This is a genomic window from Actinacidiphila sp. bgisy167, from assembly GCF_965342175.1.
Lineage (GTDB): Bacteria > Actinomycetota > Actinomycetes > Streptomycetales > Streptomycetaceae > Actinacidiphila.
In genome coordinates this window covers 71,102-91,761 of sequence record NZ_CBDRBL010000020.1, presented here as the reverse complement: position 1 = coordinate 91,761, position 20,660 = coordinate 71,102, and the positions used below count along the sequence as shown (strand labels likewise).

The following is a 20,660-nucleotide window of genomic DNA, read 5'->3' as shown; positions in this document are numbered from 1 at the left end:
GTCACGGCGCAAGTCCAGCGCCTCGGCGCCGGGGAACACGCTGTCGTCACGGTTGCCGATCTCCTCCGGGAGGATCAGCCCCTCGCCGGCGCGGATCAGCTGTCCGGCGATCTCGATGTCCTCCACGGCCACGCGGCGGCGGCCAGGCTGGACGGTGGTCAGGTACCGCAGCAGCTCGTCGACGGCCCCGGCGACCCCGGCTTCGTCGGCGTCCCGCAGCACGGCGATCTGCTCGGGATGGAGCAGCAGGGCCAGCGTGCCCAGCGCGATCATGCTGGCCGTGGTCTCGTGCCCCGAGATCAGCAGGAACAGGACCAGCATCACCAGTTCGTGCCGGTTCAGCTGGCCGGTGGACAGCCGTTCGGTGGCGAGCTGGGACAGCAGGCCGTCATCAGGGTGGGCGAGCTTGTGATTAATCAGCTTGGCCAGGAAGTGGTACAGCTCGCGCTCGGACTTGCTCGCGATGTCGGCCGGGACATCGCTCTCGGTCACCGACCTGATGGCGTGGTGAGAAGTCGTGGTGCTGGAAGGGGACGCCGAGCACGTGGCAGATGCCCCGGACGGCATCGGCAGGGCGAACTCCGACACGAAGTCCGCCGGTTTCGGGCCGGCAAGCAGGACGTAGTCAGCCCGCCGAAGCAAGCACCAGCGGCAGTACCTGTCCGGCCCCCGTCTGCCTCAGCAGGCGAGCGGCAACCGCGAGGGTCCAGCCGGAGTCGGTGTAGTCGTCCACGAGCAGGACGGGCCCACCGGCCAGGGCGCCGGCCAGGTCCTCGGGGAGGGCGAAGGCAGCGGCCAGTGCCCGAAGCCGTTGAGCGGAGTTGCTGCGACGTGCCGCGTGCGCGCCGTTCGGCCCGGTGTACGTCAGCGTGCCCAGATAGGGCAGGCGGCCGATGGTCGCGATTCCCTGGGCGAGGGAGCCGACCAGTTGCGGGCGGGCCAGGGACGGCACGGCGACGACTCCCACCGGCCGGGCAGAGGCGTCCGGGACGTTGGATGCCCAGCCGCCCGGGGAGCGAGCCCAGTCGGCGAGGACCGCCACCGCGGCCCGCAGGACATCGTCGGGGACCGGACCATCGGGGGCGTTCTCGGCCAGCAGCGGGCGCAGTCGGTTGCCCCAGCCGATGTCCGAGAGCCGCCCCAGGGCGCGTCCGGTGGAGCACTGCTCGCCGGCGGGGATACGTCCCTTGAGGTCGATGCCCAGTGCGGGCATCCCTGTCGGCCACATCCGGCGGGGCTCAACCTCCACCCCTGGGCGGTCCAGTTCCTTCGCCGCCCCCGTCAGCATCTCCGCCGAGACGGAAGAGTCGGCCCAGGCTCCCGCGCAGTTGTCGCAGCGGCCGCAGGCGGTCGCCCCCTCGTCGTCCAGCTGTCGGCGCAGGAATTCCATGCGGCACTGGGACGTGCTCGCATAATCGCGCATGGCCTGCTGCTCGGCGGCCCGCTGCCGCGCCACCCAGGCGTACCGCTCGGAGTCGTAGACCCACGGCTCACCGGTGGAGATCCAGCCGCCCTTGACCCGTTTGACCGCCCCGTCCACGTCGAGCACCTTGAGCATGGCCTCCAGACGGGTGCGCCGGAGGTCCACCATGGCTTCCAAAGCTGGCACGGACAGCGGCCGTCCCGCGCCGGCAAGGGCCGAGAGGGTCTGGCGGACCTGCTCCTCGGGCGGGAAGGCGGTATCGGCGAAGTAGCGCCAGATGGCCTCGTCCTCCTTGCCCGGCAGCAGCAGCACATCGGCGTGCTCCACACCGCGACCCGCACGCCCCACCTGCTGGTAGTAGGCGATCGGCGAGGACGGCGAGCCGAGGTGCACCACGAATCCCAGGTCCGGCTTGTCAAAGCCCATCCCTAGCGCCGAGGTCGCGACCAGCGCCTTGACCCGGTTCTCCAGCAGGTCAGCCTCGGCCTGCAGCCGGTCGGCGTTCTCCGTGCGCCCCGTGTAGGAGGCGACCCGGAAGCCGCGCTGCCGCAGGAAGGCGGTGGCCTCCTCGGCCGCGGCCACCGTCAGCGTGTAGATGATCCCCGAACCCGGCAGCTCGTCCAGATGTTCGGCAAGCCAGGCCATGCGGTGTGCGGCGTCCGGCAGCTGGACCACACCCAGCCGCAGGCTCTCGCGCTCAAGCGGGCCCCGCAGCACCAGGGCCTCACCGGCGCCCGTACCCAACTGCTCGGCAACATCCGCAGTGACCCGCGCGTTGGCCGTCGCCGTCGTGGCCAGCACCGGCACGCCGGGGGCAAGCTCAGCAAGCATCGCCCGCAGCCGTCGGTAGTCAGGCCGGAAGTCGTGGCCCCAGTCGGAGATACAGTGCGCCTCATCGACCACCAGCAGACCGGTCGTGGCCGCAAGCTTGGGCAGCATCTGCTCGCGAAAATCCACAGAATTAAGGCGTTCCGGACTTACGAGAAGAACGTCGGTCTCGCCTCGCTCGACCTCCTCGTGGATGGCGTCCCACTCCTCCGGGTTGGCCGAGTTGATCGTGCGTGCCCGGATACCGGCCCGCGCCGCCGCCTCGACCTGGTTACGCATCAATGCCAGCAGCGGCGAGACGATCACCGTGGGACCGGAGCCACGCCGGCGCAGCAGAGCGGTAGCAACGAAGTACACCGCCGACTTGCCCCAGCCGGTGCGCTGCACCACCAGTGCGCGCCGGCGCTCCTCCACCAGAGCCGCCACCGCCTGCCACTGGTCTTCCCGCAGCCGCGCCGAACCCCCGGGGTCACCGACGAGCTCAGCGAGGATGGCGTCGGCTTCAGTGCGGAGCTCCAGGTTGTCCATGCCCCCATGCAACCCGATGGCAAGGACAATCAGCCACTTCACTCAGCGTGCCGGACATCTCACCTAAGGTCTAACGGCCACGCACTGATCGAGGATGGCCAGGGTCGAGTGCTCGGTCACGACCACCCTCGATCGATACGTTTGTGCAGGTCAGGGCTCCAGCTGCGCCTGGAATTTGAATGCCTTCCCAGTTCTGCAGCCCGGAGCGGCTCAACAACCCGGACTTCCGGGACCAGGTGCTGCCCAAGCTGGCCTCGGCCACGGGGCTGCTCGTGGTCGACGAGGCCCACTGCATCTCCGACTGGGGCCACGACTTCCGGCCCGACTACCGGCGGCTGCGGACGATGCTCGCCGACCTCACCCCAGGCGTTCCGGTGCTGGCGACGACCGCCACCGCCAACGCCCGTGTGACGGCCGACGTCGCCGAGCAGTTGGGGACCGGCGACCACGAGGGCGCCCTGGTGCTGCGCGGTCCGCTGGAGCGGGAGAGCCTGTCGCTCGGGGTGCTGCGCATGCCCGACGCCGCGCACCGGCTCGCCGACCACATCGGCGACCTCCCTGGCTCGGGCATCGTCTACACCCTGACGGTGGCGGCCGCGGAGGAGGTCACCGCCTTCCTCCGGCAGCGCGGTCACCGGGTCGCCGCCTACTCCGGGCGCACGGAGGACGCCGACCGCCGGGCCGCCGAGGCCGCACTGCTCGGCAACGACGTCAAGGCGCTGGTCGCCACCTCGGCGCTGGGCATGGGGTTCGACAAGCCGGACCTGGGTTTCGTGGTGCACCTGGGCTCTCCCTCCTCCCCCATCGCCTACTACCAGCAGGTCGGCCGTGCCGGACGCGGTGTCGACCATGCGGAGGTGCTGCTGCTCCCCGGGCCCGAGGACGAGGCCATCTGGCGCTACTTCGCCTCGCTGGCCTTCCCCCGGGAGGAGCAGGTGCGGCGCACACTGGAGACCCTGGCCGCCGCCGAGGGCCCGATGTCCGTCCCCGCGCTCGAGACCCGGGTGGACCTGCGCCGCAACCGGCTGGAGACCATGCTCAAGGTCCTCGACGTGGACGGCGCCGTGCGCAGGGTGCGCGGAGGCTGGACGGCGACGGGCAGGCCGTGGACCTACGACACCGAGCGGTACGCGTGGGTCGACCGGCAGCGCAAGGCCGAGCAACAGGCGATGCGCGAGTACGCCACGACCTCGTCGTGCCGCATGGAGTACCTGCGCCGGCAACTCGACGACGAGGAGGCCGCGCCCTGCGGCCGCTGCGACAACTGCGCCGGGGCCCGCTTCACCGCGGAGGTGTCCCGCGAGGCCCTGGAGGCCGCGCGGTCCGCCCTCGGGCGCCCGGGGGTCGAGATCGAGCCCCGCAGAATGTGGCCGACCGGCCTGCCCGCGATCGGCATCGAGCTGAAGGGGAAGATCCCGCCGGGCGAACAGGCCGCCACAGGACGGGCCTTGGGACGGCTCTCCGACATCGGCTGGGGCAACCGGCTCCGCCCGCTGTTCGCACAGAACGCGGCGGACGGGCCTGTTCCCGACGACGTGGCGCAGGCCGTGGTGCAGGTGCTGGCCGACTGGGCCAAGGGTCCGGGCGGCTGGGCGAGCGGTGAACCCGACGCCCCGCAGCGGCCCGTCGGCGTCGTCACCATCGCCTCGCACACCCGGCCGCAGCTCATCGCGTCGCTCGGCGCGCGCATCGCCGAGATCGGGCGCATACCGCTGCTCGGAGAAGTCGCGCACAGCGGCGAACTGGAACCCTCCCGGGCGCCGCGCAGCAACAGCGCCCAGCGGCTGCGGACGCTGCACGGGGCGTTCGCCCTTCCGTCCGCACTCTCCGGCACCCTCGCCGCTGCCGCGGGACCGGTACTGCTGGTCGACGACCTCACCGAAACAGGGTGGACCGTGGCCGTCGCGGCACGGCTGTTGCGTCATGCCGGTGCCACCGCGGTGTTTCCGCTGGTCCTGGCTGTGCAGGGCTGAGCGGTACTCACGATGTGAGACGGGGGTGGAATCTAAGCGGCGGAGGGCCAGATAACAGACAGGTCGGTGAAATGACCGTTGCCGCCCGCGTGTGCGACAGGAACAATTGAGCCTGGATCCCCGCATCGGCTCTTGGAGCCCCACGACCGGCATGCCCACGCACGCCCGGTCGCGGACGCATACCCGAAGGGAGGACCGTGGCCATCGGCTTCGCTCCGGAAACCGCTTCCGTGAATGCCTCCCGCCCTGCCGGACGCCATCGCACCATCGAGCCTGCCGATTGGACCGCGGCGGGCATCCCGCTGCTGATCAATCCTCGCGAGGTGGTCACCGACCTCCACTCGCGCCATCTCCCGGCCCCGGGCACCGCCGTGGTCGCGGTCTACTCCCCCGACGAACGGCTGACGGCCAGCGCGTCCTTCGCGCAGCGCCCCCTCGTCACCGACGGCTGGGAACGGCGCAACGCCATCCTCGCCCATCTGCGCCGGATCACCGCGGACGACCTCAAGCGGCGCAGGCCGGTGCGCACCGCGGTCCTGCTCGTGTGCCGGGACGGCGGAGCGGGCTGGACGGAGGTGGACGGCGCCTGGATGTGGGGACTGCGTGACGCCTGCTCGTTGTACGGGCTGCGCCCCGGGTCGTACATCACCGTGACCGACGACGGCTGGCGGGTGCAGGGCGAGAACCGTGCCGGACGCACCCCCAACGCCGCCTCCTGGGCGGCTGCCACGAGCCGCGGCGCAGCGAGCCTGCGTCCCAGCGGGACGCCGCCCCTGCGCCGCGCGGCGGCGCGGTGATCAGGCGCTGACGCCGAGCAGCGCGTTGATCCGCTGCGGGTCGCCGCAGACGACCAGCAGCTTCCCTGCCCGCGCCATGGCGGAGGGCAGCACACCCGCCACCGTCTCGTCGGAACCGCCGTTGACGGCCACGACCACGACAGGCCGGCCCGTGACGCGGTCGGCGTTGTGGGCGGCGTAGAAGACGTCGTCGCCGGCGTCGTGCTGGGCCCAGTAGGACGCCTCGCCGAAGCTCAGCTCGTGGGCCGCCCAGGGGTGCTGCTCGCCGGTGGTGAGCACCAGGACCTCACCCGGAGCGCGCCCACTGTCCAACAGCAGGTCAACGGCCTCGTCGGCGGCGTCGAGGGCGCCGTCCACCGAAGCGGGGATGAGCTGGATCTGCGCCGACGGCCCGGCGGGGACGGAGGCGGCGGCCTCGGACTCCCTCGGCGAGCGTGCTTGCGGCGGTACGACGGACCCGCGGGCCGGACCGGGGCGGCCGGGACGGGCGTTCGCCGCCGGAGCGCCACGCGGCGGCGCGGGACGCGGAGGCACAGGACGCGGGCCGGAGCCCGGTACGGGGCGGGGGGTCGGCGCGGGCCGGCCGGCGGCCGGGGCTACGCGGGGACCCGGGACACTCTCGTGAATCTGAGGCTCCTCGGGGGTGAGAGGCATGTGCTGATGTCTATCAAATGCGCCGGAACAACGCAGCGGCGGGTAGGTCACAACTCGGCTCAGAAGTCGAACCCGAGTTGCTCACCCGTATCCCCCGCCACGACGGTCTCCCGGACTTTCTTCAAGTGCTGCCAACGCGGCAGGGTATCGAGATATGCCCAGGACAGCCGGTGGAGGGGGGTCGGCCCCAGCTCCTCCAGCGCCGCCCGGTGCACCGGCGAAGGGTACCCGGCATTGGCCTCGAAACCGAACGGAGCATAGTCCAGGCCCAGTTCGGCCATCATCGTGTCCCGCCGGACCTTGGCGATCACGGACGCGGCCGCCACGGCCACGCACGAGCGGTCGCCCTTGACAACCGTCCGCACGTGCCAGGGTCCCCCGAGGTAGTCGTGCTTCCCGTCGAGTATCACCGCGTCCGGCCGCACGGGCAGGGCGTCCAGGGCGCGCGTCGCGGCGAGCCGCAGCGCTGCGGTCATCCCGAGCTCGTCGATCTCCTGCGGGGACGCGTGACCGAGCGCGAAGGAGTTCACCCATCCGGTGAGCACCCCGGCAAGCTCGGAACGGCGCTTGACGGTGAGCAGCTTGGAGTCGGTGAGTCCGTCCGGGGGCCGTCGCAGACCCGTGACGGCCGCGCACACCGTGACCGGCCCGGCCCAGGCGCCCCGTCCGACCTCGTCGACGCCCGCGATGACCTTGGCGCCGGTGGTCGCGCGCAGCGAGCGCTCGACGGCGTGGGTGGGAGGTTCATGGACCATGGCAAGGCTTAGCCTACGCCCCCGCGTTGAGCCCCCTCGGGGCAGGTCTGACATGCGCGTCCGCGACGCGGCGTGAGCCGCGCCCGCACCGGGCCGACGCGTCCTGCGCGACCGCGTCACGAGGTGCGGCGGCGGCGCGGGCACCTCGTCGGCGAGGATGGCGCCGCCCCGCACGAGGGGTCGCCGCGCCTGCGGTGGCTCGACGCGGTGCGGCCGGCGGGCCGCTCGCCCGGGTCTTCGCGCCGGTGACGTCGACAGGTCTGTCGAACCCTTTCGAGCCGCGGCAATGCGACCGAAGTCCTCCGGGACGTGCTCGCGCCGCCCCGCTATCGCCATGACGGCGGGCTTGACGCACGGCGCAATGCCGCCGCATAGGCCACCGGGCGGCCGAGCCGCCGCCCGTTCGAGGGGTCCGGGCGGCGGCACGCGCCTGCATGTCACGGCAGTGACGGGTCGCGCCACTCGTCGTAGTAGCCTTCCAGCCCTGCCGCGTCACACGGCCTGATGTCGCGCGGCGGACGTCCGTCCAGCAGGGACCGCGCCCGGACCTCGCCGAGGCTCGTGGTGTACCAGGCCTCGGTGGTGTCCCCGCGGAGGTGCTTCACGATCTTCTCCAGGGCGCAGGAGCGCTGCGGCTCCGGCAGCCGGTCCAGCTCCGGGACGGCGTCCGCGGAGAGGTTGCGCAGATACGCCAGGTCGATCTTGCCGGTGCTCGCGAAGCGGCTCACCTGCTGGTCGGCGATGAGCGCGTCGGGCGACACCAGCCCGAAGACGAGGACGGACGCCGCGGCGCTCACCGCCACGGCTCGCGGCAGCCACCGCGCGCCGAGCACGCCGGCCGCCATGATGAGGACGATCAGCAGTCCGAGCCAGAGCTCCATCCCCGCCACGGAGATCCGCAGCCGGGTCAGTCCGTACGCGTCGACGTACAGGTCCATGCGGCGCAGCGCGGAGGCGACCACGATCAGGGCCAGCACGCAGATCGTGCCGAGGACGGACCGCACGAGCACACGGTCGCGGTCGGTGTCCCGTGGGGCCCAGCGCGACGCGAGTCCGATCACCACCACGGTGAGCAGGGTGACGACGAGCAGCTGCCAGAATCCCTGCCGCGCGTACTCCGCATAGGTCAGACCCGTCGTGGCGAGCACTTTCTCGTAGCCGCCGAAGAGCACCGCAAGCTGGACGGCGTTGAAAGCGGCGAACAGCGCGGCGAGCACGACCAGCGGAAGCGCCCACTCGGCGCGCCGGCGGGAACGTCCCGGCTTCACCTCGATCCGGTCCCAGCGGCGCGGCGCCGCCGCGGTCCACGCGGCGCTCAGCGCGAACAGCGTGCCGACCACGAGGAGCAGGACGCGCAGCGGCGCGTCGGTGACGGTCACATCGGGCATGGCGCCGGCCAGCAGGTCGGCGAACGCCGCGTCGGCCCCCGCGAAGAGGGCGCCGAAGACGACAAGCAGCGCAGCGGTCACGCCGGCGGTCTTCAACATCGGCAGCAGCCGGCTCCGGCTGCGCCCGGCGCGCTCGCGCATCCCGCGCAGCGCCCAGCCGATCGCGGGCACCGGGGCGAACCACAGCCCCACGCCGCCGAGCAGGACACTCGGCCAGTTGCGGCCGCCGTGCAGGGCCAGGGAACCCAGGAATGCGGCGGCGGCGACGGCCAGGAACGACGGCCACCAGGCGTCCCGCAGGGCCGGGATCAGCAGCAGCGTCAGGCCGGCCACCGCCCAGACCACCGACCATGGGCGAAGCCGCCGCCCGTGGTCGAGGGCGGCGATCGCGGCCGCCGCGGCGGCGGGGATCGTGATCAGCAGCAGGTTGATCCCCAGGCCGCCGCGCAGAAGGATCGCGGTCAGCACACCGGTGAGCAGGGCGGCCCAGAGCACGGCTGGGCGCACCACGCGCGGGGTGCGGGCCCGGCTCGCGGTCACCCACGCCGGGGGCGGAGGCGGAGGTGGGGGCGTCCAGGGGCGCGGGTAGGGCGTACCCGGGCCGACGGGTGGGCCGTGCGTGCGCGCCGGCGCCTGCGGTGGCGTCTGCGCGGACGCCTCCGGTCGGGCCTGCTGGGACGTCTGTGATCGGGCCTGTGCCGCCGGTGCGGCGTCGGACGGCGTGTCGGACATGGAACCCCTCCCCGCCGGTCGCGCGGCGGCCGGGGCGGCGCGCGGGACCGGTGCTCGACTGCTCGTCCGGCGAAGATCGGCCGGACAGCGTGGCCGACAGGCTAGGCGCGCCGGCCGACCGAACGAACGCGGCGAGGGCCCGGCGGCCCAGTCTGTGACAGGGCCGTGACAATGTGAAAGAGGGGGCCGCGGTACGACCGGAGCCCGGTCAGTCGGCGGGCAGCCACTCCGGCAGGGCCTCGCAGCGCTCCTGCCACTCGCGCGGGGGCTCGCCGCCGGCCCCGGCGGCGACGATCCCGCCGACGATGGCGCAGGTGGTGTCCACGTCACCGCCCGCCCGGGCCGTGGTCCAGAACGCGCCCTCGTAGTCCCCGAGCCCCCGGGCAGCGGACCACAGGGCGAAGGGGACGGTGTCGTGGGCGCTGGTGCGCCGGCCGTTGCCGAGTACGGCCGCGACCGTGGCGACGTCGTCGTAGTCGAGCATGTCGACAGCGCGCCTCAGCCCGGCGTGGACCGCGCTGCGCGGCAGCAGCGCCACGACGCGGGTGATGAGGTCCTGGGGGGCGCCGGGGCCCGCCGGGTCCGCGGCGAGCGCGGCCGCTGCCGCGACGGCCATCGCTCCGACGACGGCCTCGCGGTGCTGGTGGGTGGCGTAGGCGGACAGTTCGGCCTGCTCGGCTGCCTTCTCCGGCTCGCCCGCGTACCAGGCGCCCAACGGCGCCACGCGCATGGCGGCGCCATTGCCCCAGGAGCCCTGCCCGTTGAACATCTCGGCCGCGAGGGTTCGCCAGTCGGCGCCTTCCTGCCGGATCAACCGCAGCATCCGGTTCACCCCGGGGCCGTAGCCGCGGTCGAAGTCGTGGTGCGCCGCGAAGGATGCGGCCAGGGCGTCCTGATCGATCGCGCCGTGTGACCCCAGGACCGCGACGACCGAGCAGGCCATCTCGGTGTCGTCCGTCCACTGCCAGGCTCCCGGGGGCAGCGTACGGCTCTGCAGAGCCGGATAGTGCGCCGGTACGAAGAACTGGGAGCCCAAGGCGTCGCCCAGGGCGAGACCGCGCAGGCTGGACAGCGCGCGGCGGCGTGGGAGGTCATGGAGGTCAGCGGTCATGGCGGGAGAACTCTGGCATCCGGTGCCACCCGGGTCAATCATCCTGTGCGCAATCTCACCCGTGATATCGCGCCAGGTCCGACTCGGTGGACCGCCAGCGGGCGAAGGGCCGGTCCAGCCGGTACCGGCCGTCGGGCTCGGCCAGCAGCATCCGGGTCTCTCCGTTGTCGGGATTCGACAGGCACTCGAACTCGTCGACGGTCCAGTGGAACCACCGCATGCAGAACAGCCGCATGGTGAGACCGTGCGTGACCAACAGGACGTTCGGCGGGAACTCTGGCTTGTCGAAGGCGCGGTAGAGCGTCTCCAGGAAGGACCCGACACGGTCGTAGACATCCGCCCCGGACTCTCCCTGGGCGAAGCGGTAGAAGAAGTGACCGTAGGCGTCCCTGGCCTTGCGCTGCCGCTGCACGTCGTCGGCGTCCTGGTAGTTCCCCCAGTCCTGCTCGCGCAGCCGGGGCTCCTCCTTGGCGCGGGTACGGCTAGGGTCCAGGCCGAGGAGGTGGAAGGTCTGATGCGTCCGGCGATATGGCGACACGAAGGCCTGCACCCTTTCCCCGCCGAGCAGCTCGCGCAGTTCCCGGCCGGCCGCGCGGGCCTGCTCCTCGCCCCGGGGGGTGAGGGTCAACGCGTGGTCGGGCACCCGCTCGTAGATCGTGTCATCGGCGTTGCCCTGGGACTCTCCGTGCCTGATGAGCACTATGCGACGCGGTCGGGCCATGGCCTCACTGTAATTCGTGCGGGCGGGCGAGGTCGCGGCGGGCGCTCGCCGCATCCGATTGCCCACGCCGCCCAACCGCCCGTCCTCCCACTCCACCGTCCATCCACCCACTCCCACCGCGTCCGCGGCGATCGCCGCGGTCCCGCGTCCACAGGCCGGGCGTCCTCTCCCCCGATTGTCAGTGGCGTGCCCCACACTCAGCATGAAGAGGGGGACGCCTTCGCGCGCCACTACGGGAGGCAGTCATGAAGACCACGTCGTTCGTTCCAGGCACACCCTGCTGGACCGATCTGAGCAGTCCTGACATCGAAGCCTCCCGCGCTTTCTACGGGGGCCTGTTCGGCTGGGACTCGCAGGCGGGTCCCGCGGAGGCCGGCGGCTACACCTTCTTCACCCTGCGGGGCGAGCCCGTGGCGGCCGTCGGTCCGGTGATGGCCGAGGGCGACCGGCCGCGGTGGATCGCCTACATGGCCACGAGCGACGTGACCGACACGGCCAAGGCGGTCGAGGCGGCGGGCGGCTCGGTGTGCGTTCCACCGATGGCCGTCTTCGACCAGGGCAGCTTCGCACAGTTCACGGACCCGCACGGAGCGGAGTTCGGCGCATGGCAGCCGGGCGGGTTCCGTGGCGCGGGCCTGCTCGACGAACCGGGCACGCTGTGCTGGGTCGAGCTCAATACCCGGGACGTGGACGGCTCCCGCGTCTTCTACCGCGACGTCTTCGGCTGGACGGGCGAGACTCAGCCCTTCGCCGGGGACAGTTCCTACACGGAGCTCGAAGTGGAGGGCGCACAGCGGAAGTTCGGCGGCATCCTGCTGATGGACGACGCCTGGCCGACGGAGATACCCCAGCACTGGATGCACTACTTCTCCGTCGACGACACCGACGCGGCCGCCGCGCGGGCCACCGAGCTCGGGGGCAGCGTCTCCGTGCCGCCGTTCGACCTCGAGCGCGTCGGGCGGATCGCCGTTCTCGACGACCTGCACGGCGCGTACTTCTCGGTGATCACCCGTCCCGTTCAGGGCGGGACGGGCTGAGGCGCGCGGGCGGGAGGGAGCCCCTGCGCCGTGCCGTCATATCGACCAGGCCTGCTCCAGGTCGACGACGTCACCGGCGACGGTGAGGACGTCGGCTTCCAGATCGGCCCGCTCGGACAGTCGCAGAAGGGAGCCATCCCGGTACTTGGCGTGCTCCGCAGCCGAATCCCACATCGACAGCACGAGAAAGTCGGACGCGGCCCCTTGCGCGAAGACCCCGCGCAGCATGCCCGGGGAACCGGCCATGGCCGGGTTCCACACCTTCTCCTGCATCAGCACAAAGTGCTCGACGCGCTCCGGACGCACCTTGCAGTGGGCCAGGCGCAGCAGATCCCCGTCGGCGAAGCGCGGCCGGAAGCCGACCTTCACGTCCAGGCGGTGCTCGAAGAGCTTGACGCCGAGGCTTTCATAGGTGCCGGCCTGGACCGCCGCGAGGCGGTCATGCGCGCCGGCCATGAAGGCCTCGTAGTAGTCGCGGTCCTCCCAGAAGGCGAAGAGGTGCGCGACGCCCGGCTGACTGCGGCTCCAGCCGCCGCCCTGCCCCCGGAACCCCGGCTCCCCCATGAGCCCGTTGGCCCATCGACGCTGCCCGCGCTCGAATCCGGAGCGATCGACGATTCCGCATCGAATCCACTTCACCAGCACCGCGCCATCCTATGGCCCGCCGCAGGACCTTCCGTCGCATCGAAGGGGCAACTCCCCTGAACGTGCAAGCGGCAGGGCGCCACTGCGCCTGCCGCACGTCGGGCGGCTCGCGTCAGCACCTCGTTCCGCCCGGTGCCCCTCATCCGGCGCACGACGGCGCGTGCCCTCCGGAGCACGGGGCTCCGGAGGGCACGGACGACGGCCGGATCGGCCTCGGCGTCAGCTGCAGCCGCTGGTGGAGCCGCAGCCCTCACAGAGGTAGCAGCTGCCCGCGCGGCGCATCTTGGTGCCGCAGGAGAAGCAGAGCGGAGCGTCGGCGTTCAGACCGAGCTGGATCTCCAGCAGCTCCGTCGAATTGTGCGCGGTCTTCGGAGCCGGCGTCGCGGCGGCGGCCTCGGGCTCAGGTGCGGCGGTGGCGGCCGGCTTGGGCGCCTCGGTCCGGCGCGGGGCGGACTGCGCCAGACCCTCGACGTCGACCTCCTCAGCGGCGGGCTCGTAGGAACCCGTGTCGAGGTGGCGCTGACGCTCCTCGGCGGAGTGGATGCCGAGGGCGGAACGGGTCTCGAAGGGCAGGAAGTCCAGCGCCAGGCGGCGGAAAATGTAGTCGACGATCGACTGCGCCATCCGCACGTCCGGGTCGTCCGTGAGGCCGGCCGGCTCGAAGCGCATGTTGGTGAACTTCGAGACGTAGGTCTCCAGCGGCACGCCGTACTGCAGGCCCACGGAGACGGCGATGGAGAAGGCGTCCATCATGCCCGCGAGGGTCGAGCCCTGCTTGGACATCTTCAGGAACACCTCGCCGAGACCGTCGTCGGGGTAGGAGTTGGCGGTCATGTAGCCCTCGGCGCCGCCCACCGTGAACGACGTGGTGATCCCCGGGCGGCCCTTGGGGAGCCTGCGGCGGACCGGGCGGTACTCGACGACCTTCTCGACCGCGGCGGGGGCGGTGGGCTCCGCCTCCTCGGTCTTCTTCGCATCCGCCTTCTTCTTGGCGGAGAGCGGCTGGCCGACCTTGCAGTTGTCGCGGTAGATCGCGAGCGCCTTCAGCCCGAGCTTCCAGCCCTCGTAGTAGATCTCCTCGATCTCCTCGACGGTCGCCGACTCCGGCATGTTGACCGTCTTGGAGATGGCCCCGGACAGGAAGGGCTGGGTCGCGGCCATCATCCGGACGTGGCCCATCGGCGCGATGGAGCGCTCGCCCATGGCGCAGTCGAAGACCTCGTAGTGCTCGGGCTTGAGGCCGGGCGCCTCGATGACGCTGCCGTGCTCGGAGATGTGCGCGACGATCGCCTCGATCTGCTCCGGCTGGTAGCCGAGGCGGACCAGGGCCTGCGGGACGGTGTTGTTCACGATCTGCATGGAGCCGCCGCCGACCAGCTTCTTGAACTTGACCAGGGCGAGGTCCGGCTCGATGCCGGTGGTGTCGCAGTCCATCATCAGGCCGATGGTGCCGGTCGGGGCCAGCAGGGACGCCTGCGCGTTGCGGAAACCGTTCTTCTCACCGAGACGCAGCACGTCCTGCCAGGCTTCGGTGGCCGCGGCCCAGACCGGCGTGTCGAGGTCGTCCATCCGTGTGGCGACGGCGTTGGCGTCGGAGTGCTGCTTCATGACGCGCTGGTGGGCGGTGGCGTTGCGGGCGTAGCCGTCGTACGGGCCGACGACCGCGGCGAGCTCGGCGGAACGCTTGTAGGAGGTGCCCGTCATCAGGGAGGTGATGGCGCCGGCGATAGCGCGGCCGCCCTCGGAGTCGTAGGCGTGGCCGGTCGCCATGAGCAGCGCGCCGAGGTTGGCGTAGCCGATGCCCAGCTGGCGGAAGGCGCGGGTGGTCTCGCCGATCTTCTGGGTGGGGAAGTCGGCGAAGGAGATGGAGATGTCCATCGCGGTGATGACGAGTTCGACGACCTTGGCGAAACGCACGGCGTCGAAGCGCTGGTTGCCCTTGCCGTCGTCGTCGAGGAACTTCATCAGGTTGAGCGAGGCGAGGTTGCAGGACGAGTTGTCCAGGTGCATGTACTCGCTGCAGGGGTTGGACGCGGTGATACGGCCGGTCTCCGGCGTGGTGTGCCAGTGGTTGATGACGTCGTCGTACTGGATGCCGGGGTCGGCGCAGGCCCACGCGGCCTCGGCCAGCTTGCGGAAGAGCGCCCTGGCGTCGATCTCCTCGATGACCTCGCCGGTCATCCGGGCGCGCAGGCCGAACGTGCCGCCGTTCTCGTACGCCTTCATGAACTCTTCGTTCACGCGGACGGAGTTGTTGGCGTTCTGGTACTGGACGGACGTGATGTCGTCGCCGCCCAGGTCCATGTCGAAGCCCGCGTCGCGCAGGGCGCGGATCTTCTCCTCCTCCTTCACCTTGGTCTCGATGAAGGCCTCGACGTCCGGGTGGTCGACGTCCAGGACGACCATCTTGGCCGCGCGGCGGGTGGCGCCGCCGGACTTGATGGTGCCGGCGGAGGCGTCGGCGCCGCGCATGAAGGAGACGGGGCCGGAGGCGTTGCCGCCGGAGGAGAGCAGCTCCTTGGAGGAGCGGATGCGGGAGAGGTTCAGGCCGGCGCCCGAACCGCCCTTGAAGATCATCCCCTCTTCCTTGTACCAGTCGAGAATGGACTCCATGGAGTCGTCGACCGAGAGGATGAAGCACGCCGAGACCTGCTGCGGCTGGGTCGTGCCGACGTTGAACCAGACCGGCGAGTTGAAGCTGAAGACCTGGTGGAGCAGGGCCCAGGTGAGCTCGTGCTCGAAGATCTCCGCGTCGGCGGGCGACGCGAAGTAGCCGTAGTCCTCCCCGGCCTTGCGGTACGTCCTGACCACGCGGTCGATCAGCTGGCGGAGGCTGCTCTCGCGCTGAGGGGAACCCACGGCGCCGCGGAAGTACTTGCTGGTGACGATGTTGACCGCGTTCACCGACCAGAAGTCGGGGAACTCCACGCCGCGCTGCTCGAAGTTGATCGAGCCGTCGCGCCAGTTGGTCATGACGACGTCACGGCGTTCCCAGACCACCTCGTCGTAGGGGTGCGTCCCCGGGGTGGTGTGGATGCGCTCCATGCGCAGTCCATTGGCAGCCGGGGCCGCCGAGGCCGCCTTGCCGGCCTTGGCTCGGGAACCTCGTGCCGGACCGCTCGCCGTCTCTGTCATGTGCCGCCTCCCATTACAGGCATTACAGGTAAAACGCCCTGAAACGCCGCGGTCTTCCCGCGTCGGTGTCTCTCACGGCCGGTACACCCACGGGTGCCCGGCAAGTCTGGTGCCGGTGCGCCGCCGCTACCGCGCCGCAACGGCGGCGGTGGAGGGGACGCCGCCGCCCCGCTCCCGCCCGCCGGTGTCGCCCGGAGGCCTCTGGTCGCGCAACTCGGCGATCGCCGCCTCGAAGTCCTCGAGCGAGTCGAAGGCCCGGTAGACCGAGGCGAACCGCAGGTACGCGACCAGGTCCAGGTCCTTCAGCGGGCCGAGTATGGCCAGTCCGACGTCGTGGGTCGACAGTTCGGCGCTGCCCGTGGCGCGCACCGCCTCCTCGACGCGCTGCCCGAGCTGGGCGAGGGCGTCCTCGGTGACGGGCCGGCCCTGGCAGGCCTTGCGGACCCCGGCGATGACCTTGTTGCGGCTGAAGGGCTCGGTGACCCCGCTGCGCTTGATCACCATCAGCGAGGCCGTCTCCACGGTGGTGAACCGGCGGCCGCAGTCGGGGCACTGCCGACGGCGGCGGATCGACGTGCCGTCGTCGGTCGTCCGACTGTCGACGACGCGGCTGTCGGGGTGTCGGCAGAAGGGGCAGTGCATCGTTTCCCTCTCCCTTCCTCACCCACGGTGAGCGCACGACGTATCGGCCCGAGGGGCCGGTGACGGCCCCGCGAAGCAGCCACAAGCATAGGCGATCCGAGAGGGCCGATTGACCCGGGACCACTACTTGTGGGGGCTGCACACCATCCAACCACTAGATCTGGTGCCGCGACGACCCCATGCGCCCATCGCGCGAACCGCGTGTCGAGGGCCGCCGACCGGAGGGGAGCCTACGCGACGCGGCGCCTGGCGGGAGAGCCGGGGCGCGGGTGACACACTGGGTGTACGGATCGTCACGACGGGCGGCCCCATGACCGCGGGCGAGGAACGGGGCGCTCACCGGAATACGGAGTGCCGTCGCCGGGCGGTTCGGGCGCCGAACGAACAAAGTCATTCGAAATTCCATTCGATCAATACCATCTCCAGCTTCCTGACGGCGATGGATTCGCGCAAATTCACTCGAACGTGCGTTTGGCGCAACCTTTCGAAAGCAACTACCGTTGTCCTACTAGGGAGAACATCTCGAGAGGGGCCGCCGTGACCACCACCGCCGACAGCGCCACATTGACCGCCCATGACCGCCCCCAGGACCGGGTACGCCCGACGGAAGCGATGAACGAGGAAACGACAAAGCCCGCGCGAGCGCTGCCAGGACGACCTCCAGGAATCCGGGCGGACAGCTCCGGACTCACCGACCGCCAAAGGCGCGTCATCGAGGTCATCCGCGATTCCGTCCAACGGCGCGGGTACCCGCCCTCCATGCGTGAGATCGGTCAGGCCGTCGGGCTGTCGAGCACATCGTCGGTCGCCCACCAACTCATGGCCCTGGAGCGCAAGGGCTTCCTCCGGCGTGACCCGCACCGGCCCCGCGCGTACGAGGTACGGGCCTCCGACTCCACGCAGGCGCAGCCCACGGACACCGCGGGCAAGCCGTCCGCGTCGTATGTGCCCCTGGTGGGCCGGATCGCGGCCGGTGGCCCGATCCTCGCCGAGGAGTCCGTGGAGGACGTGTTCCCGCTGCCCCGCCAGCTGGTGGGTGACGGCGAGCTGTTCGTCTTGAAGGTCGTCGGCGACTCGATGATCGAGGCCGCCATCTGTGACGGTGACTGGGTGACCGTGCGCCGTCAGCCGGTCGCGGAGAACGGCGACATCGTCGCGGCGATGATCGAGGGAGAGGCCACGGTCAAGCGCTTCAAGCGCGAGGACGGGCACGTATGGCTGCTGCCCCACAATGCGGCGTACCAGCCCATCCCCGGGGACGAGGCAACCATCCTCGGCAAGGTGGTGGCGGTGCTGCGCCGGGTCTGACCCACGACCCGCCCGTGACCGGGCCCCGGGACCTCTGCGCCGGTTCCGGGGCCCCGCTGTGTACCGGTGGCTCTGCCCACCGCGGCCCCACTGCCCGGACCACGCTGCGCCCACCGGGACGCCGCTGTGGGCCCGGGCTCCCGCGTGCGGGCTGCCCTAGCTCCCCCAGCCAGCGGCGTCACTCGGCCGCCGAGGCGGCCGATGCGGCGGCGTCGATGGCGGCCAGCGATCGACGGACCTGGTTGCGGTCGGTCGTCTGCCAGAAATCCGGCATCGAGGCCTTGATGAAGCTGCCGTAGCGTGCCGTGACCAGTCGGGGGTCGAGCACGGCGACGACCCCGCGGTCCCCGGAGGCGCGCACCAGCCGGCCGGCGCCCTGGGCCATGAGCAGGGCCGCGTGCGTGGCGGCGACCGCCATGAAGCCGTTGCCGCCGCGCTCCTCCACCGCCTTCTGCCGTGCACTCATCAGCGGGTCGTCGGGGCGGGGGAACGGGATCCGGTCCATGACCACCAGTTGGCAGTTCGGCCCGGGCACGTCCACGCCCTGCCAGAGCGAGAGGGTGCCGAAGAGACAGGTGCGGGCGTCCGAGGCGAAGCGGCGGATCAGCTCGCCCAGCGTCTCCTCACCCTGGAGCAGGATCGGGTGGTCGATGCGGCCGCGCAGTGCCTCGGCGGCGGCCTGGGCAGCGCGCATGGACGAGAACAGCCCGAGTGTGCGGCCCCCCGCGGCCTCGATCAGCTCGGCGAGCTCGTCCAGCATGTCCTCACGGCCGCTGTCCCGGCCGGGCTGCGACAAATGGCGGGCGACGTAGAGGATGCCCTGCTTGGGGTAGTCGAAGGGAGATCCGACGTCGACGCCCTTCCAGACCGGAGGCTCCTCCTCCCCCTCGGCGGCCACCGTGCCCTCCGGGGCCAGTCCGAGCGAGGCGGCGACCCCGTTGAAATCGCCGCCGAGCCGGAGTGTGGCGGAGGTCAGGACGACGGAGCGCTCGGTGAACAGCTTCTCCCGCAGCAACCCCGAGACGCTGAGCGGGGCGACCCGCAGTGAGGCGCCGAAGCGGTCGTGGCGCTCGTACCAGACGACGTCGTACTCGGAGCCCGCCACGATGCGCTCGGCGACCTCGTGGACGTTCTCCGTGGCGGCGAGGGCCATCTTCCGCACGGCGTCCTCGTCCTGCACGGAGCGGTCACGGGTCTCGCCGAGGGAGGTGATCACCTGGCGGCAGGCGTCGCGCAGTGCCATCAGGGCGTAGCGCAGATCCTCGGGGAGCTCCTCGAGACGCCCGGGGAGGGCGAGTTCCATGAGCCGTTCGAAGCCGTCCGAGGCACTCATCAGCGCGTCCGCGGCCTTCTCGTCGACCAGCTTGGCCGCGAGCTTCACCGCCCGGTTGACCCGGCCGGGGGTGAGCTCGCCGGTGGCGACCCCCGTGACGCGCGAGACCAGTTCATGGGCCTCGTCGACGATGAGCACCTCGTGGCTGGGCAGGACGGGCGCGCCCTCGAGGGCGTCGATGGCGAGCAGCGCGTGGTTGGTGACGACGACGTCGGCCAGCTTGGCCCGCTCGCGCGCCGCCTCCGCGAAGCACTCGGCGCCGTACGCGCAGCGCGAGGCGCCCAGGCACTCGCGGGAGGTCACCGAGACCTGCTGCCAGGCGCGGTCGGAGACGCCGGGGGTCAGGTCGTCGCGGTCGCCGCTCTCCGTCTCGTCCGACCAGTCGCGCAGCCGGAGCAGGTCCTGGCCGAGCTTGCTGGTCGGCGCGGCGGCCTCGAACTGGTCGAAGAGGCCGTCGCCCTCGTCCTGCGGCACGCCCTCGTGGAGCCGGTGCAGACACAGGTAGTTGGAACGCCCCTTGAGCATCGCGAACTGCGGCTCGCGGCGCAGCAGCGGATGCAGCGCGGCGACGGTGCGCGGCAGGTCGCGCTGGACGAGCTGGCGCTGCAGGGCGAGGGTCGCGGTGGCGACCACCACGCGTTCGCCATGAGCCAGCGCGGGCACCAGATAGCCGAGCGACTTGCCGGTTCCGGTGCCGGCCTGGACGAGCAGGTGGGAGCCGTTGTCCACGGCATCGGCGACGGCTTCGGCCATGGCGACCTGGCCGGGCCGCTCCACCCCGCCGACCGCGCTGACGGCGGCGTGGAGGAGGTCGGTGAGAGCGGGCTTCGCGGGCTGTGTCATAGGAGCTCCACCTTACGGGGCGACACCGACAACGCGGTCGCCGCCGGCCCCGGTCCGATCCCCCCGCAGGCGGGCCGCATCACAGGACGTGACGCAGCGCGCGGTCGCGGACCAGCAACGCGGCCCGCTTGCCGGGCAGCTCGACCTCCGCCGAGAAGCGGAAGCCGGCGGTGAGGAAGGCGGCGACGGACGGGGTGTTGCGCAGGTCCGGCTCGGCGATCACCCGGGTGCACCGGGGGCGCTGCCGCAGGACGTGGTCGGCGACAGCCCGCAGCAGGGTGCCGCCGAGGCCGCGGGCCCGGTCGGCGACGGGGCCGATGAGCAGGTGGAGCCCGGTGTCGTGGGGGCGGGCCGGGTAGTAGCGGGCCACCGGGTCGAGGTCGGCGCGGTAGACCTCCCAGTAGCTCATGGGCGCCCCGTCGAGGACCCCGACGCAGGGCACGCTGCGTCCGTCGCCGTCGAGCTGGGCGCGCAGATGGCCCTCGGCGACCTCGGGCCGGCCCGCGAGGTCCCAGAACTCCGCGACGGCGGGGTCGTTCATCCACTGGGCGATGACGCGCAGGTCGCGTTCGGGGCGTACGGGGACGAGCTGGAAGGTGCCCGCGGGCGTGCCGACCGGGCCCCAGTCGGCGACGCCGTCGAGGAGGTCGTCGAGCGCGGCCGGACCGCCGGCCCGGTCGTCGGCGGTGACATCCTCGTCGAACAGCGCGCGGACCTCGGGCGGGAGTTCCAGATCGAGGGTGTCGTCGGCGCTGCCGGGCGGTGCCACAGGCGCGGGTGTGGGGTCTGCGGTCGGCACGGCGGTCG

At 71.6% G+C, this 20,660-nt stretch carries 14 protein-coding genes and 2 pseudogenes; 4 read left to right on the top strand and 12 right to left on the bottom strand.

Annotation, left to right across the window (positions count from 1 at the left end; all coding sequences use genetic code 11):
• Both ACRWND_RS10970 and ACRWND_RS10965 read right to left on the bottom strand, forming a co-directional pair.
• Positions 1 to 492 (bottom strand): annotated as a pseudogene (locus ACRWND_RS10970) (cytochrome P450); the annotation flags it as partial.
• A gap of 133 nt (positions 493 to 625) precedes the next feature.
• Positions 626 to 2,779 (bottom strand): RecQ family ATP-dependent DNA helicase, encoded by a 2,154-nt coding sequence (locus ACRWND_RS10965; protein WP_431948497.1) that lies wholly within the window; start codon positions 2,777 to 2,779, stop codon positions 626 to 628.
• 197 nt (positions 2,780 to 2,976) lie between these two features.
• On the opposite strand from ACRWND_RS10965, the pseudogene ACRWND_RS10960 reads away from it, so the two are divergent.
• Both ACRWND_RS10960 and ACRWND_RS10955 read left to right on the top strand, forming a co-directional pair.
• Positions 2,977 to 4,752, top strand: a pseudogene (locus tag ACRWND_RS10960) (helicase-related protein); the annotation flags it as partial.
• A 197-nt stretch (positions 4,753 to 4,949) separates the two neighbouring features.
• A complete protein-coding gene (locus ACRWND_RS10955; protein WP_431948496.1) occupies positions 4,950 to 5,549 on the top strand; it encodes a hypothetical protein in 600 nt (199 codons plus the stop codon).
• Here ACRWND_RS10955 and ACRWND_RS10950 read toward each other — a convergent pair whose 3' ends face one another.
• The 5 genes from ACRWND_RS10950 to ACRWND_RS10930 all read right to left on the bottom strand — a co-directional run bounded on the left by ACRWND_RS10950 (position 5,550) and on the right by ACRWND_RS10930 (position 10,910).
• Positions 5,550 to 6,203 carry a hypothetical protein gene (locus ACRWND_RS10950; protein WP_431948495.1) on the bottom strand — a complete coding sequence of 218 codons (654 nt, stop codon included), beginning with the start codon at positions 6,201 to 6,203 and terminating at the stop codon, positions 5,550 to 5,552.
• A 59-nt stretch (positions 6,204 to 6,262) separates the two neighbouring features.
• Positions 6,263 to 6,958 carry a ribonuclease HII gene (locus ACRWND_RS10945; RefSeq protein ID WP_431948494.1) on the bottom strand — a complete coding sequence of 232 codons (696 nt, stop codon included), beginning with the start codon at positions 6,956 to 6,958 and terminating at the stop codon, positions 6,263 to 6,265.
• 437 nt (positions 6,959 to 7,395) lie between these two features.
• Positions 7,396 to 8,886 (bottom strand): DUF4153 domain-containing protein, encoded by a 1,491-nt coding sequence (locus ACRWND_RS10940; protein WP_431948493.1) that lies wholly within the window; start codon positions 8,884 to 8,886, stop codon positions 7,396 to 7,398.
• A 400-nt stretch (positions 8,887 to 9,286) separates the two neighbouring features.
• Positions 9,287 to 10,189: an ADP-ribosylglycohydrolase family protein gene (locus ACRWND_RS10935; RefSeq protein ID WP_431948492.1), complete on the bottom strand. Its 903-nt coding sequence runs from the start codon at positions 10,187 to 10,189 to the stop codon at positions 9,287 to 9,289.
• A 55-nt stretch (positions 10,190 to 10,244) separates the two neighbouring features.
• A complete protein-coding gene (locus tag ACRWND_RS10930) occupies positions 10,245 to 10,910 on the bottom strand; it encodes a phosphoglycerate mutase family protein (protein WP_431948491.1) in 666 nt (221 codons plus the stop codon).
• Positions 10,911 to 11,155: 245 nt separating this feature from the next.
• Here ACRWND_RS10930 and ACRWND_RS10925 point away from each other — a divergent pair, with 245 nt between their 5' ends.
• Complete coding sequence (locus ACRWND_RS10925; RefSeq protein ID WP_431948490.1) at positions 11,156 to 11,947, top strand: VOC family protein; 792 nt, start codon at positions 11,156 to 11,158, stop codon at positions 11,945 to 11,947.
• 36 nt (positions 11,948 to 11,983) lie between these two features.
• Here the strand turns inward: ACRWND_RS10925 and ACRWND_RS10920 are convergent, their stop codons facing one another.
• The 3 genes from ACRWND_RS10920 to nrdR form a co-directional block, all read right to left on the bottom strand.
• Positions 11,984 to 12,592 (bottom strand): YdbC family protein, encoded by a 609-nt coding sequence (locus tag ACRWND_RS10920; protein WP_431948489.1) that lies wholly within the window; start codon positions 12,590 to 12,592, stop codon positions 11,984 to 11,986.
• Positions 12,593 to 12,811: 219 nt separating this feature from the next.
• Positions 12,812 to 15,727 (bottom strand): vitamin B12-dependent ribonucleotide reductase, encoded by a 2,916-nt coding sequence (locus tag ACRWND_RS10915; RefSeq protein ID WP_431948488.1) that lies wholly within the window; start codon positions 15,725 to 15,727, stop codon positions 12,812 to 12,814.
• A 126-nt stretch (positions 15,728 to 15,853) separates the two neighbouring features.
• Positions 15,854 to 16,369 (bottom strand): transcriptional regulator NrdR, encoded by a 516-nt coding sequence (gene nrdR / locus ACRWND_RS10910; RefSeq protein WP_431948487.1) that lies wholly within the window; start codon positions 16,367 to 16,369, stop codon positions 15,854 to 15,856.
• Positions 16,370 to 16,906: 537 nt separating this feature from the next.
• Here nrdR and lexA point away from each other — a divergent pair.
• A complete protein-coding gene (lexA, locus tag ACRWND_RS10905) occupies positions 16,907 to 17,677 on the top strand; it encodes a transcriptional repressor LexA (RefSeq protein ID WP_431948486.1) in 771 nt (256 codons plus the stop codon).
• 178 nt (positions 17,678 to 17,855) lie between these two features.
• On the opposite strand, the gene ACRWND_RS10900 is transcribed toward lexA, so the two are convergent.
• On the bottom strand, positions 17,856 to 19,853 hold the full coding sequence (locus tag ACRWND_RS10900) for an ATP-dependent DNA helicase (RefSeq protein WP_431948485.1): 1,998 nt from the start codon (positions 19,851 to 19,853) through the stop codon (positions 17,856 to 17,858).
• A gap of 79 nt (positions 19,854 to 19,932) precedes the next feature.
• Positions 19,933 to 20,652 (bottom strand): GNAT family N-acetyltransferase, encoded by a 720-nt coding sequence (locus ACRWND_RS10895; RefSeq protein WP_431948484.1) that lies wholly within the window; start codon positions 20,650 to 20,652, stop codon positions 19,933 to 19,935.
• Between the last annotated feature and the right edge of the window lie 8 nt (positions 20,653 to 20,660).

Bases quoted from the DNA above. Each gene is read 5' to 3' on its own strand.
- ACRWND_RS10935 (WP_431948492.1), bottom strand. From the start codon at position 10,189: ATGACCGCTGACCTCCATGACCTCCCACGCCGCCGCGCGCTGTCCAGC.
- ACRWND_RS10925 (WP_431948490.1), top strand. From the start codon at position 11,156: ATGAAGACCACGTCGTTCGTTCCAGGCACACCCTGCTGGACCGATCTG.
- ACRWND_RS10915 (WP_431948488.1), bottom strand. From the start codon at position 15,727: ATGACAGAGACGGCGAGCGGTCCGGCACGAGGTTCCCGAGCCAAGGCC.
- ACRWND_RS10930 (WP_431948491.1), bottom strand. From the start codon at position 10,910: ATGGCCCGACCGCGTCGCATAGTGCTCATCAGGCACGGAGAGTCCCAG.
- ACRWND_RS10950 (WP_431948495.1), bottom strand. From the start codon at position 6,203: ATGCCTCTCACCCCCGAGGAGCCTCAGATTCACGAGAGTGTCCCGGGT.
- ACRWND_RS10900 (WP_431948485.1), bottom strand. From the start codon at position 19,853: ATGACACAGCCCGCGAAGCCCGCTCTCACCGACCTCCTCCACGCCGCC.
- ACRWND_RS10945 (WP_431948494.1), bottom strand. From the start codon at position 6,958: ATGGTCCATGAACCTCCCACCCACGCCGTCGAGCGCTCGCTGCGCGCG.
- nrdR (WP_431948487.1), bottom strand. From the start codon at position 16,369: ATGCACTGCCCCTTCTGCCGACACCCCGACAGCCGCGTCGTCGACAGT.
- ACRWND_RS10965 (WP_431948497.1), bottom strand. From the start codon at position 2,779: ATGGACAACCTGGAGCTCCGCACTGAAGCCGACGCCATCCTCGCTGAG.